This is a genomic window from Micromonospora sp. NPDC001898 (assembly GCF_042891255.1).
GTDB lineage: Bacteria > Actinomycetota > Actinomycetes > Mycobacteriales > Micromonosporaceae > Micromonospora.
This window is the reverse complement of record NZ_JBIATC010000009.1, coordinates 225641-239458: the sequence shown is the minus strand read 5'-3', so window position 1 is coordinate 239458 and position 13818 is coordinate 225641. Positions and strand designations below refer to the sequence as shown.

The window sequence follows — 13818 nt, the reverse complement described above, 5'->3', positions numbered from 1 at the left end:
CAACGCGATGGAGACCTCACCGGTTACGACCATCGCTCGCATTCACACACTGAGCCAAGCCCACAATGGGCAAAGGCTACCGAACCACCCTCTCACGCTGCGACTTGAGCTGCGCTCCATTGCGGATCTGCCGGCTGGTCCCCAGGTTCCACGAGATGACGAACGTCAGCGTGCGCAGCGTAGGGCGCTCCTTCGCGACTCGCTTGACCGAATCGGTCATCGCCGTCAGCAGCGCCTCGATACCTCGCACGTGCTTGGCCTGCCAGCCGTGCTCCGTGCCGTCCGGTTCGACCGCGTACCACTCGACCCCGCCGTCCGGGTTGCCCGTGCGGATCGCCACCGTCCCGGCCGGCACCCGCCTCTTGAGCAGCTGGTACGACAGCTCCTCGAAAGCCCGGCTCTGCTCACCCTCCCACGGGCGCAGTGTGCCGAACGTCGTCACCGGAAACCGAGACATACTCCTTCTGACCTCCCCGTTGCTTTGCTGCCGCTACGCCGGGCCAGGGGCAGTCGGTTCATGCTAGTGACCTGGCGTGACCCACCACACTGGACGCACCGGCACCCGCCAGGTTTCTGCCGCGGCCATGGAGAAGGCCCGTCTGCGCTCCCGGAGGGCGGGCGACGCCCGGTAGGTCCCGCCACTGCGCCACGGCTGGTCCTAGTTGTTTTGCCCATGGACGTTGGTGACAGGGCTGGGAGCTTGAAATGGGTGAGGACCTCCGGGTGAGGTGGAGCTTGTCGAAGGTTCCGCATCACCCGGGAGGTCCTCGTGCCCCACGCTAACGCACCCCTGACAGAGCGCGGCAGGCTGCGCCTGGCGCGCTGCGTGGTTGATGATCATTGGCCGTTGCGGCGGGCCGCGGAACGGTTCCAGGTCAGCGTGAACACCGCGAAGCGGTGGGCCGACCGGTACCGAGCCGAAGGCGTCGCGGGCATGACCGACCGGTCCAGCCGTCCGCGCCGGTCCCCGAACCGGACCCGCCGGCCGGTGGAGCGCAAGGTGCTGCACCTACGGGTGCAAAAGCGGTGGGGCCAGCCCGGATCGGCGGCCGGCTCGACATCCCCGCGTCGACGTGCCACGCGATCCTGCGCCGTGCCGGGGTGGCCCGGCTGGCTCACCTGGATCGAGGCACCGGCCGTCCGATCCGCCGCTACGAACACGCCAACCCCGGCGACCTGGTCCACGTCGACATCAAGAAACTCGGCAACATCCCTGACGGTGGCGGCTGGCGCACCCAGGGCCGGTGACGAGGCAAACTCAACCGCACCGCCACACCCGGACACACCACTGACCGTTGGGGCGGCGCCCGGCTCGGCTACGCGTTCCTGCACACCGCCCTGGACGACCACTCCCGCCTGGCCTACACCGAAATCCTTCACAACGAGACCCGCGAAACCGCCACCGCCTTCTGGCAGCGCGCACAAGCCTGGTTCACCGCTCACGGGATCACCGTGCGCCGCGTCATCACCGACAACGGCAGCTGCTACCGCTCCCGACTCTGGCGAGAAACCCTGACCAGCGCCGGGATCAGCGTGAAGAAAACCCGCCCCTACCGCCCACAAACCAACGGCAAAGTCGAACGCTTCCACCGCACCCTGGCCGACGAATGGGCCTACGCCAAGCCGTACTCCTCAGAAACGGCCCGACGAGCCGCCTTGCCCGCATGGCTGCACCACTACAACAATCACCGCAGCCACACCGCACTCGGCGGCCCACCCGCCAGCCGCGTACCCAACCTCTCTGGACAGAACAACTAGGGCCTGTCCTGTCGATCATGGAAGCCAGATGATGGCGGCGATGAGGAGCAGGCTGGATCGGTAGAGAGAGGCCCGTTTGGCGTATCGGGTGGCCAGGTCACGCCAGTGTTTGAGCCGGTTGAAGCAGCGTTCCACCACATTGCGCTTCTTGTAGATCACCTTGTCGAAGGCCGGTGGTCGCCCGCCGTGGCTGCCCTTGGCGGCCCGGCGGGCGACCTGGTCCGAGCGTTCCGGGATGACATGCCGGATTCCTCGTTGGCGCAGGGCTCGGCGGGTGGAGTCGTGGGCGTATCCCTTGTCCGCGATCAGCACCTCCGGCCGCTTACGGGGCCGACCGGGCCCTGGCTGGTTGATCCGGACGCGTCGAGCAGGGCCAGGAGCTGGGGATTGTCGCCAGCTTGGCCGGGGGTGAGCAGGATCGACATGCGGCCGGCCGCGTCCGTCGACGGCGAGATGGATCTTCGTGCTCAGCCCACCGCGTGATCGGCCGATGGCCTCGCCATCCTGCGTACCAGGCGTCGCCGGACTTGTCGGCGAGCCCTCTTTTTGCGGGCGCCAGCGGCATGCTGGTGCGCCCGCACGATCGACGAGTCGATGCTGATCGTCCACTGCACCGGTGTGCCGTCGTCGTGGACCTGCGCCGCGGCGAGGATCCGATCCCACGTGCTGTCGGCGGTCCACCGGCGCAGGCGTTCGTGGCAGGTCTTCCACGGCCCGAAGCGTTCCGGCAGGTCACGCCACGGCGCACCCGTGCGCAGCTTCCACAAGATCCCGTTGATGACCTGGCGGTGATCCCGCCACCGTCCCCGAGACCCACCCGGCTCCGGCAGCAGCGGCGCGATCACCGCCCACGCCTCGTCAGTCAGTTCGCCACGACGCACCACCGGCACATCGTCAACGATCAACCACTACAAGATCGGCAGGACACGTCCTAGACCGTCGCCCAGACGCTCCACATCCCGAACATCCACACCGGAGCCAGCGACTCACCAAACCAGCGGCACCCCAACCATGCCGAAATGCGACAAAGCGCTACTAGATAGGCTCGCCGCAACTCAGGCAAGTGTCCTCGCCGTTCTCGTACGTCATTCCGCAGCAGTACGACGGCCCACCGCTGACCTCGAAGCAGGCTTCGTGCCAGTCCTCCCCATTGAAGTCGGTGTGACTGCCGTCGTCCTCGATCGGCTCCTTGCAGCCCTCGCAGGTGAGCGTTGTCATGTTCTCGCTCTTCCCCTCACACCGGCTCCGCAGTGCTCCAGCCCCAACAATCGGGGTACGTGAACGGTGAGCAATAGTCGCTGTCGTGGCGCTCGGAGTAGTCGTTCATGTTGGCTGTGGGCCTGCCGCAGTTGGGACAAGGAGGGTGCTCGCCTGGACAGGTGCGGCTGTTGTGCCCGCCGAGTCCACATACTGTGCATGCCACGCGGGCGATCATAGCTCCCGGTCCACAGGCTCGGCGAACGCAAGACCCCGAACCGTTTACGGCAGCCCGCACCTCGGTTGCCTCTGTCGGTCGACGTCGGGTCCGCTCCATTCAAGCCGACACCATCTGAATCCAAGTCGCGTTGTCAGACGAAAGGCGCGCCATGATCACCTCCTGCGTGCGATCCGCAGCCGCGCCTCACGGATGGACCTTGACCAAGGTTTATCTTTCATGCCAGCGAGTGACTATTCGGCTGCGGGGATCGGTTCAGGCCGTAGCTCCTCGGCTGTGACATGCTGGCCGACTGGCCGGTTGATCCATCGTTCACCTTGGCCGGGCCGCCGGTATGTCGGCTTGTCGTCCTGCGATGTCCACAAGACGATGTCGATCAACTGAAGGTCTGGTAGGTCGTGGATCTCGGGAACGGTTGGTGTCACGGCATCCCGCAGGGCCGCTATCTCGGCGCGGTGGATGCGAATCCAGATCGCCAAGGCCCGAACGACCTTGTCGATGCGCTCGCGGCGGTCCAGGCCGTGCTGGCGCGCCTTGTTCGAGAAGCCCTCACGGTTGAAGCCGAACACTTCCGCAACGTGTCCGTCGAGCACGGGAACCGCGTGGGGCCGATACAGGGCACCCATCTTGGTGATCTTGGGTCCCCAAACACCGTGGTACCCAAAGTGGCACAGGTTGACAACCGTGGCTACGCCGTCGTCGTCCATCGTGTGCAGGTCGGTGTCCTCCGGTACGGCGGCGACTCGGACTGCGAAGTCGCGTCGGCGGTCACGGGAGAATCCGGCCACGTCTTCGATGTCCACTCGGCCGGCGAGCGCGTTGGCGTAGAGCAGTGACCAGGTGGTGACCTGATCGAACAGGCCGGAGGTGTGGGTGCTGCGGGCGGCGAGATGGTAGGTGACCCATCCGCTGCGCGGCTCGGTGCAGAAGGCGAGCACTCGTCGGGCGGCATCCGTCACGGGCACCGGAGCCAGCACGTCACCCTCAAACCCTGCCGCTGCCGGGTCGATGACCATCTCGGGGAGGTCAGTAGTCACAGCGACACCGTACGGGCTGGTCTCCTGAAGATCGACGGACGACCCTGCCGTGGCAAGTCGTCGAGAGGTCGATGCTGGCTACGTAGCCGAGCTGACCCGACGGGGATCACCCGCCCCGCGTGCGCGGGGAGCAGAGCACGAAAGCGGCAATCACGCTGCCGCGATGGGATTACCCCCGCGTTCGCGGGGCAGTCGCCGGAAGTGCTGGCGGATTACGTCCAAGAGGGATGACCCCGCGTGCGCGGGGAGCAGGGGATACCCCGGGGTGGCCCCGTTCTGCTATCGGGATCACCCCCGCGTGCGCGGGGAGCAGCGCGGCCCCTCACCGGGTGGCGGAAGACATCGGGGATCACCCCCGCGTGGGCGGGAGCAGCGAGAATCCGGGCACGTTCGGTACCCGTTGTCAACGGCGGCCGAAAAGTGGATCTGTTATGGGTACCGGCCAGACTGACAGATGCGCCAGCGTCGCTCGGCCTGCTGCAAGCAGCCCGGGTGGGACGCCTACAATCCGGGCGCGGATTTGGGCTGTGCCCGCCGTGATGCCTGAGGATTCGGCTCGCGGGCGTTGAGATAGGTAGAGAAGCTGCTGACCGGCTCACGAAGCCGGCGGTGGCGGCCTGGCGCGACCTGGTGTATGACCGCCAGAGCGGAATCGCTGCCGACGACCTCGGCAGCCGTCGCGATTTATTTCGCTCACTGCTGTCCGTTGCCCATATCAGCCTCCGCACCAACGGGCGGATCCTGGCTGGCGTGCTCCACGACGGCGCTGCCTTCGTGACCGAGGCCCGTGTTCGTCTCGGTGACCTCGACCGGGACGACGTCACGACGTGGCCGGGTCATGGGCAGCGTCGATGTCGAGCGGGTGCGCTGGTACGCGCCGGACTGGCTCGCTGCCGGGCACGACGGGCCGGGAATCACATCTTTGACCGTCCCTTGTGCCAAGCCCGCTGAGTTAGAGTTGCCCGACCTTTGCGCTACCTGGAGGACACCGCCGGCATGTCCCGACTCGCCCTCGCCTTTCTTCCCGACCCGGCCTTGGCGGCGGATGATGTGCCGCTCAGTCACTCGCTTGTGGCCGAACTCGGCAAGCGAGGCTGGCGGGTCGACGACGACCCGCTGCGGGCGCGCTGGTTGCGGCTGGCGGCCTGTCACTCCACCTTCCTGTACGAGTTCGGCCAGGCGCCGATCTCGGTCGCCGCGCTGGCGGCACTGGGCAAGGTGGGGGCCACCCATCTGGCGCTCGCGGTAGCCGACCTGGTCGTGGAGCGCACTCGTCCGAACAAGGTCAGCAGGCAGAACCAGGTCATCGCCCACATGCCCGCACGGGTCGCCCGGCGGGTCGCCGGCAACCTGACCGTCGCTGAGTCGATGAACCTGGGCAAGGGCGAGGAGCCGAATCGGCGGAGCACGTCGCGTCTGGCCGAGGACGTTATGCACCAGGTCCTCGGTGTGGTGGTGCTCCTCGGCGGCTACGCCACCGTCAAACAGCTGGTGGCGGACGTCTACGAGCAGGCACTCCAGCAGGTGCTTATGGACGGCGTCAACTGGTGGGGTGAGCTGACTCGCTCCGTGCCGGTTCAGCAGCTCACGGTCGAGGACCATCAGGAGGGCCCGGATCATCACCGGACCTTCATCGTGGAGATCGTCGACGTCCGGGGACGGCGGGGGCGCGGTGAATTCACGAAACGAAGCGGCGCGAAGGATCTGGCGGTCCAGGACTACCTGCGCAACGCGGGCCTCTACGGTGAGATCACCGCGCGCGTCGGCGGCCACTCGATCTCGCGGCTCACCGAGGAGCCCCGTCACTACCCACCGGGGCAGGGCCCGCGGAACCGCACGGTCGCCGAACTGGCCACCACGCTCCGGATCACTCCGGAACGCCGGGCCTACCTGCAGCAAACACTCACTCACAAGTCATGGGCTTACGAGAATCAGTCATTGGTCCGCCAGGCTCGGCAGAACGACTACGAACTACTGGCCAACCACGGGTCCTACGTCATTAGGGCGGTGTCGGCCGCGGAGTTCACCCGCGACCTGTTGCGCCGCACGCTAAAGCCCGAACCCGAGGACGGCGCGATCCATTCATTGCCGGAGCGCTGCTACGTCGACATGTTCGACCGGCTCGTGCCGGAATCGGCCGTGCTCCGCGGTCGCGGTGAGGCCGAGTGCAAGCCCCGCATGAAGGCTGAGGTCTTTCAGGCGATCGCCTCGGTCGCCTGGCGCTTCGGCGAAGCCGGGCTGCCGGAGACACTGCGCGGTTGGATACTCCGAGAGACCCTTGCTCAAGGGCTCGACGAGCTCAGCCGGTTGCAGCGCCTCTGTGCCACCTTCGGCGGCGATACCTCCTCCACCTGCACCTCCACCGGCCCGGCGCACGATTCCCGGTTCACCGCGACCCTTACCGTCCGTATCGACGAGCTCGAACTCGTTCGGACCGGCCCTCCGACGCCGGGGAAGAAAGAGGCCACCCGGCTTGCCGCCAAGCGGTTGTATCAGCTCTTCACCTTAGGACCGGACTTTCCGGCTGCCGGCCGGACCACCGCGGAGCGGGCGGAGAGCATGCGGCTCCTGCTGTGCCTGGCCCGGCGCCTACCGGTACTGCGAGGCCGTGATCTCCGACGCTGCATAGAGGATGGGGTTCTGGGGCTGGGTCTGCTGGCCGCCTCGGACGGCAACCTCGACGAGTTTCTCGTCTGGGCGAAGGAGGCTGACTCGCTGACCGGCCCGCTGGACGACGAGGTCTTCGAACATCTGATGACCGCCTACGGCAACGCCGTACAGGCACGGCCACGGCCGAAGCTGGAGCAGTCGTTGCGTGAACTGGCGGCCTGGGTGCGAAATCTCGACCCGGAAGGCGACGTCGTGGTTCGGAAGGCACCCCAGTGGGACCTCCTCCTGGCGGTGGCCGGCGCGCTACGGGCCGGCGCCGCCCGGGAGCGGAAGACGGTGGACGAACTCGCCAACTCCTGGCCGGTCTGGGGCACCGATTCGGTGTCACTCCTCTCCGCAGTCGACGCCGCCGCTATCGGTGAACTGCTCCGGGATTTCCCCGGCACGTCCGCCGGAACGGTCCGGTTCCGGCGGCTCTCCGACGGGGTCCGAGTCGAATGCGCCACCACGGCCCCCGACGTGGCCGACCGCGTCCGCACTCTGATCGACCTGCTCGCCGAGATGGCACCGGGCCTCGGGGTCTTCGCCGGATCGGACACGCAGACGCTAACTGCCACCTACGCCCCCGACCCTGCCGACCGGTCCTTCACGGCGGCCGGCAGGCTAGCGGCTCACGGCCACCAAGACCAGGACGGTGTCGAGATCTTGGCGAACGTCCTGCACCGGCTCAAAAACGAGTTGATCGGCATGGAGGACGTCGCGCAGAAGGCTGCGCTGGCCAGTGACAGGGTGACCCGCTTCCGCCGGCTCGCCGATGTCGCTCGGCACCACGAGGCCGCCGTCCATCTGGCCGATCACCTGGACCGCACCAACCGAGCGCTGGCGGATGCCGACGAAGAGACGGTCGAGTTCGGCCGCTGGCTCGATGAGTACTGCGCGGCCAAGGTCCTGGAGATCAGGGACAGGGCGAACATACGCCTGATACCACCCGCCGAGTCCGGCCAGTGTGAGGTCGGCCTCTCGCCGTCGCTGCTGCGGGGGGTTCTGGACAATCTCGTCAATAACGCCGTCGAGGCGATGCCGGATGGCGGCCGGATCATCGTCGACTGGTACACCGAGCCCGGCCATGTGTTCCTCGTCGTGCACGACGACGGCCCGGGGCTGCCGGACGAGATCCGCGAGACGTTCTGGCGGGACGAGACGGTGACGAGCACCAAGGAGCACGGCTCGGGCATGGGGTTGTGGCTGGTCCGCATGGACCTTCGCCGACTGGGCGCCACAATCGCCGACGACCCCGCCGCCGACGGCCAACGCTGGATCATCGACCTGCCACGCGAGGAGGTGACGGATTCCAACGCGCCCCCCCGGGGACCGGCTGCGATGCCGCAGGCGGCGGCGCGTCCCCGCCGCACGGTCAGGGTGTTGCTCGTGGATGACCAGGAGAACGTCGCCCGGACGATGGCCGGGCACCTCGAGCCGATCGCCGCCCGGGTCGAGACCGTTCACGACGGAGAGAGCGCCCTGACCAGGCTCGGCACCGGGCACTACGACGTCGTGGTCACCGACCTGCAGATGCCACCCGAGCCCTGGGGCGGGTTGTGGCTGCTGAGGCGGATGCGGGAGGAGGGCCACCGGGTGCCGGTGGTGGTGCTCTCCGGCGAGGGAACCTTCGACCAGGCGAGAATGGCTCTTAACGCGGGCGCCTTCAAGTACGTGACCAAGGCGGATGCGGCCGAGGAACTCGTCACGGTTGTCGAAGAAGCTCTGGCCAATCTAGGCCGGCAAAGCCGCCATGATCTCCAGCATCTGCCACTGCCAGTGGCGCTCGGCTTGCAGCGTTACGAGTCGGAGACGGTTGCCAACCTGCGGATGCGGGCCGGCCATGCGGCGTTGGAGGACGCTCTCCGGTTCATCGGCGCGGTCGGGCTCGGCGAGCTCCTGGACGGCCACCCGGACGCGCGGTTGCCCCGGCCGGCACTCGCGCCCCAGATGATGCTGGGCAAGCGGGTTGAACTGCTGAGGGCACTCGGCTCGCGGCTGGCGCAGGAATCGTATGCGGGGCAGGTCATCCGTAGTCTCGACTTGGACGCGCTCGCCGTCGTGAAGACCGGCCGCAACGTGGTCAGTCACAGCTCGGAGCGCCCCAACGACGAGGTGACCCGCATGCTGGACGAGGTCGACCCGCTGCTGGAGCAGTTCGCCACAGCTCTTCGTCACATCGGGGACCGCACCGTGATGATCGCCCACTCCCTTCGATTCGATGGAAAACGGTACGCGGTTTCCGCGTTCCGGGTGACCGGCACCGGTCCGGTGCTGCCCAGTGCCGAATTGATCAGCAGCACTTCGCTCGTGGAAAACTCAGTCGGCCTGTACCGGCCCGGCACTGACTCGTGGATCCCGATCGGCCCGTGGATGACGGCCCAGCCCGGTAAAGCCCGGGGCGAGTGGCAGATCTCCGTCGTCGACGGTGTCACCCAGGGGCACCGGGGCCGGCCGTCAAAGCTGGCCTACCAGCCGTTCGGTGACGGCGAGAAGTGGGCGGCGGCAGCTGACGAGGACGCCGATGAGCTGATCCGGCGGTCGGTCGCCCGATAGTGCTACCCCTGACCGAAACCGGGCCGCCGCCACTGCCGTCAGTTGGTCTGCCCGGTCGGCAGGTGCCGGCCGATGTAACCGACATAGATGCGGCCGTTCTGCGCCGGCCAGGCGTCCTTTCCTAGGATGCCTTACGAGGGGTGCGGCATTCGGCAGGGCGGGCTGGGTGGCGGCAGGACGAGCGCTTGATCGGTCGGGGTGGTGCTGTCGTGTGTAGGGCTGCGCCGCCGGTCGTGAGGCCAGACCGTGGAGAGGCGCTGGTTTGCGATCTCCAGCGCCTCTCTCAGGTGTCTCACAGCCGTCTCACGGACGGCCCGGGAAGGCCCGATAGGGGCCGACGTTCCCCGGACCGTCACCAGGCCGCTGAGCTGCCTGTCCGGCACGAGCCGATACTGTCCGGCAGGCGCCGGTAGCCCTGCTAGTTCACTGGGGGTCAAGGGGTCGTCGGATCGAATCCGGCCGTCCCGACAGGGTTTCAGCAGGTCAGAGCCTTGATTCACCTATGTGGATCAGGGCTCTTTCGCTGTTCCGTCTCACGTACGCTCGTACTGTTTCAATCTGTGATCCTGGCGTCACCGGAGCATTCCGTTTAGAGGTGGTCGGCGGCTTGTACCGTGCCAAAACCTCGTCTGCGGGCGTGACCTGGCACTTTGAAGACTTCGTCAAGCTGCCCGGTGGTACTCGTTGATCACGCCGCCGAGTCGTCGTCGGCGTTGGACGGGAGCGTCCATCGTGATGACGACGGCTGGGTCGTGGTTGGGCGGCAACTGTTGCCGGCCTTGATGCGGGCGGTGATCATTGAAGTGGTTCACGTACTCGCCGATCACCGCGAGGGCGTGTCGTTCGTGGTATATCAGCAACCGGTCGGTGCACTCTTCCCGCAGGCTGCGTCCTCAGCGTTCGATGAAACAGTTCGCCTGCGGTGTTCGCGGCGGGGTCTTGACCACCTCGATGCCCTCGGCTGCGAAGACCTCGTCGAACGCGGCGTTGTACTTGCCGTCACGATCTCGGATCAAGAACCGGAATCGATTGGTTCGCTCGTCGAGGTCCATGACGAGATTACGGGCCTGCTGCACGACCCAGGCGTGATCCGGATGCGCGGTGACCCCGAGCAGATGGACGCGGCGGGTAGCCACCTCCATCACGACCAGCACGTAGAGCCGCTTGAGCAGGATCGTGTCGATGTGGAAGAAGTCGATCGCGAGTAGCCCGTGGGTTTGGGCGCGCAGGAACGTCCGCCAGTTGGTGTCCACCGTTCGCGGTGCCGGACCGAGCCGCCCAGCGGCGAGAATGCGGCGGATGGTGCCCGTGCCGACGCGGTAGCCCAACCGCTGTAGTTCGCCTTGGATCCGCCGGTGTCCCCATCGCGGGTTGTCGTGTGCCAGTCGTCTGACCAGGCTGCGGATGTCCTCGTTGACCGGTGGCCGGCCGGCCTTGCTCGGGTAGGTCCAGTGACGGCGCAGCAGCCGCCGGTGCCAGGCCAGCAGTGTTACCGGGGTGACCAGCCGGTGGGCCCGAACCGTGGTGGGTAACAGTCGGGCCACCGCGGACAGGATTGCCCGGTCCGGCCAGGTCAACCGGGGCCGGCTCTTCAGCTGCCGCCGCAGAACCGCCACCTCATGGCGCAGGGCGAGGACTTCCGCCAGCAACGCGGTGTCGCTACGGACCAGCAGCCCCAGAGCGCCGACCAGCCGGATCATCATCAGGTACACCAGCCGAACCAACATGCCGATGATCCTCGACGCGTACCGGGAAATTCCAGCTCACCGCGTGTGCGACAGATTCTGGCACCGTACAGGCGTCACAGGCGGAAACCATTGCAAAACTGGAACAGGACCTGCCCGGTTTCGCGCTGAATAACCGAACCAGCAAGACTGCGGACCGGACGTACGTGGGTGCGGTCAACACCAGGACTGGTGAAAGCGCTCTCGCCTCTTCAGGCCCAGGGCCGGGCGGTTGTGCGACGTATTGCGCCGAAGGAAACGCCCTGCTTGTGCTCGGGGGTAACCCGAACGAGGTCATTTTCACCGGAGCGGTCCAGGTCAGGTCGGGCCCAGGAGGCTTGGAGGCCCGTCCCAAGGCAGTCTGTGTCTTCTGCCAGGCCGACTACCCGAGGTCGAACTTCGTGGATGGTGTGCAGGGCGCCCCGGGTGGACCCTGGTCACGATGGTGGAAATTCTGGTAAGAGTGACAACTTTCTGTCGCTGAGATGACTATGGCGATGACTCCTCCTGGCTGTCTGTAACTGTTCGGCGCCGGGAGGAGCCATCGCCCTGTAACCGTTTAGCGGCGGGAAGGGCCGTCGCTGTGCAGATGGCCACTTATCGAGGAAACGTGTGTTGCGAGCCCTGGAATTCCAGGATCCCGGTGGGGTGGCAGTCGATCTGTATTAGCAACATGCCTGCTGACTTCTAGGCGGACTGCTTGTAGGGTAGGGTCACTCCTAGCTAAGCTCTTGGTGTGGTGATGCCTCCGCCTCAGGGCTGAGGCGACTTCAAAAGGGATTGCTTGTCCGATGGGTCTAGTCGAATTTGAAATCGCCCGGTGGGATTGGAAAACCCTTCGGTGTGGGTGCGGCAGAAGTGGCCTCCACCTCGCAGGCGAATTACTGGCCCTGGCGCGTGCCGAGCATGAGGGTGACATTGGGTTCGACGTCTCTTCCGGGCACGTGATGCTGCCGTCGGTGCTCATGGAGCCGTCGCTGCCGGTAGTGTCAGTAGCCCTCGCGGCCGTGGCGGACCAGACATCGGCGGCGGCTCGCCATCAGTTTTTGGAAGCGCTGCTCTTCATTCTTTCGGCGGACAGCCAGACGTGGGAGCTTGAGAATGAAGGCAGGGATCTTCTCGAGGAGTGCAGGATCGCCGCATCGCCTGGAATCTGGCTCCTCCATCGTGAGGTCTACCTCGGGCCAGCGGTGGGAGCGTCAAGCCTGGCTTTCGAATGTCTGACGTTGCTCGACGATAATGTCGACAGACTTGAGCGTGTCCGGGCCGACCCTCGTGCTCAGCTCGCACCCCACGTGCGTAATGCCGAGTTGTGAATGCTCGTCACGGCGACCGCAGTCACGCCGGTGGTTCAGAGGGGTCTGCTGCACCGATAGGTGACAGTTCCAGTCACGCGGCCTGACTGGCCGGTGGGGTCATGATGGTCTCGTACTCGATAGGGGTCAACCGGGACAGGGATCGCTGTCGTCTGCGGCGGTGGTAGGTCCGTTCGATCCAGGTCACGATCGCGGTCCTCAGCTGCTGGCGGGTGGTCCAGGTCCGCCGGTCGAGGACGTTGTTCTGCAGCAGGCCGAAGAACGACTCCATGGCGGCGTTGTCGCCGGCGGCGCCGACTCTGCCCATCGACCCGGTCATGTAATGCTGGTGCAGGGCGCGGATCAGCTTCCGGCTGCGAAACTGGGACCCGCGGTCGGTGTGTAGCACGCAGCCGGCCACTGGGCCGCGTCGGGCTACGGCGTTGTGCCACGCGGTGACGGCCAGCCGGGACTTCATCCGTGAGTCGATGGAGTAGCCGACGATCCGCCTCGACCAGACGTCCTTGATCGCGCACAGGTAGAGCTTGCCCTCGGCGGTGCGGTGTTCGGTGATGTCGGCCAGCCACAACCGGTTCGGGCCGTCGGCGGTGAAGTCGCGTTGCACGAGGTCGTCATGCACCGGCGGACCGACCTTGCCACCCTTGCCGCGCCTCTTGCGTTTGCCGAAGGCACTCCACCAGCCGTTACCCGAGCAGATCCGCCACGCGGTGCGATCAGCCATCGCCTGCCCGGCGTCGCGGGCCTCATCGACCAGGAACCGGTACCCGAACTCCGGGTCATCGCGGTGGGCGTCCACGAGGGCGTTCGCCCGGTAGGCGGCAACGACTTCGGCGTCGCCCACGGGCTGGGCGAGCCACCGGTAGTAGGGCTGACGAGCGATGGTCAATACCCGGCACGTCACCGCCACGGGGATCCCGTCGGCGGCCAGCTCGCTCACAAGCGGGTAGAGCCTTTTCCCGGCAGGTTCGCCTGTGACAGGTAGGCAGCGGCCCGGCGCAGGACCTCGTTCTCCTGTTCGAGGAGCTTGATCCGTTTGCGGGCCTCGCGCAGCTCGGCTGACTCGCTGCCGCTGACACCCGGTCTGGTCCCCGCGTCAACATCAGCCTGGCGCAACCACTTGAACAACGTCATCGGGTGAACTCCGAAGTCCTTCGCGATCTGATCGACCGTCACGCCAGGATCCCGGTCACGAGCCACCCGCACGACATCATCACGGAACTCACGAGGGTAGGGCTTGGGCACGGCAACATCCTTCCAGCCCGCCACCAGGGCAAGCCATCTCAGATGTCACCTACCGGTGCAGCAGACCCGACGCCTCGCCCGCCACTGCGCCTTGGCCCCGG

The 13818-nt window shown here is 66.5% G+C and carries 11 protein-coding genes and 1 pseudogene; 3 read left to right on the top strand and 9 right to left on the bottom strand.

Annotated features, from left to right (window positions below):
- Positions 1–76: 76 nt before the first annotated feature.
- Positions 77–457, bottom strand: a complete 381-nt coding sequence (locus tag ACFYZF_RS20825) for a hypothetical protein (protein WP_387023131.1) — start codon at positions 455–457, stop codon at positions 77–79.
- Between the two features lie 312 nt (positions 458–769).
- Here ACFYZF_RS20825 and ACFYZF_RS20820 point away from each other — a divergent pair.
- Positions 770–1758, top strand: a pseudogene (locus tag ACFYZF_RS20820) (IS481 family transposase).
- Between the two features lie 15 nt (positions 1759–1773).
- On the opposite strand, the gene ACFYZF_RS20815 reads toward ACFYZF_RS20820, so the two are convergent.
- From ACFYZF_RS20815 to ACFYZF_RS20795, 5 genes are all read right to left on the bottom strand, one after another.
- A complete protein-coding gene (locus tag ACFYZF_RS20815; RefSeq protein ID WP_387023139.1) occupies positions 1774–2217 on the bottom strand; it encodes a transposase in 444 nt (147 codons plus the stop codon).
- Positions 2218–2225: 8 nt separating this feature from the next.
- Positions 2226–2648, bottom strand: a complete 423-nt coding sequence (locus tag ACFYZF_RS20810) for an IS5 family transposase (RefSeq protein WP_387023129.1) — start codon at positions 2646–2648, stop codon at positions 2226–2228.
- A 145-nt stretch (positions 2649–2793) separates the two neighbouring features.
- Positions 2794–2976, bottom strand: a complete 183-nt coding sequence (locus ACFYZF_RS20805; RefSeq protein ID WP_387023127.1) for an LIM domain-containing protein — start codon at positions 2974–2976, stop codon at positions 2794–2796.
- A gap of 450 nt (positions 2977–3426) precedes the next feature.
- A complete protein-coding gene (locus ACFYZF_RS20800) occupies positions 3427–4230 on the bottom strand; it encodes a DUF6308 family protein (protein WP_387023126.1) in 804 nt (267 codons plus the stop codon).
- A gap of 693 nt (positions 4231–4923) precedes the next feature.
- Positions 4924–5172 (bottom strand): hypothetical protein, encoded by a 249-nt coding sequence (locus tag ACFYZF_RS20795; protein WP_387023124.1) that lies wholly within the window; start codon positions 5170–5172, stop codon positions 4924–4926.
- A gap of 27 nt (positions 5173–5199) precedes the next feature.
- Here ACFYZF_RS20795 and ACFYZF_RS20790 point away from each other — a divergent pair, with 27 nt between their 5' ends.
- Positions 5200–9435, top strand: a complete 4236-nt coding sequence (locus tag ACFYZF_RS20790; RefSeq protein WP_387023122.1) for a response regulator — start codon at positions 5200–5202, stop codon at positions 9433–9435.
- 662 nt (positions 9436–10097) lie between these two features.
- Here ACFYZF_RS20790 and ACFYZF_RS20785 read toward each other — a convergent pair.
- Positions 10098–10295, bottom strand: a complete 198-nt coding sequence (locus ACFYZF_RS20785) for a transposase (protein ID WP_387023120.1) — start codon at positions 10293–10295, stop codon at positions 10098–10100.
- A 33-nt stretch (positions 10296–10328) separates the two neighbouring features.
- Positions 10329–11162 (bottom strand): IS3 family transposase, encoded by an 834-nt coding sequence (locus tag ACFYZF_RS20780; protein WP_387023118.1) that lies wholly within the window; start codon positions 11160–11162, stop codon positions 10329–10331.
- Between the two features lie 788 nt (positions 11163–11950).
- Here ACFYZF_RS20780 and ACFYZF_RS20775 point away from each other — a divergent pair.
- Positions 11951–12475, top strand: coding sequence for a hypothetical protein (locus ACFYZF_RS20775; RefSeq protein WP_387023116.1), 525 nt, complete (start codon positions 11951–11953; stop codon positions 12473–12475).
- 73 nt (positions 12476–12548) lie between these two features.
- Here ACFYZF_RS20775 and ACFYZF_RS20770 read toward each other — a convergent pair.
- Positions 12549–13717, bottom strand: a protein-coding gene (locus ACFYZF_RS20770; protein WP_387023137.1) for an IS3 family transposase whose coding sequence is annotated in 2 segments (ribosomal slippage) — positions 12549–13430 and positions 13433–13717 — 1167 coding nt in all. Because the reading frame shifts where the segments join, the coding sequence is not laid out codon by codon here.
- Positions 13718–13818 lie beyond the last annotated feature (101 nt).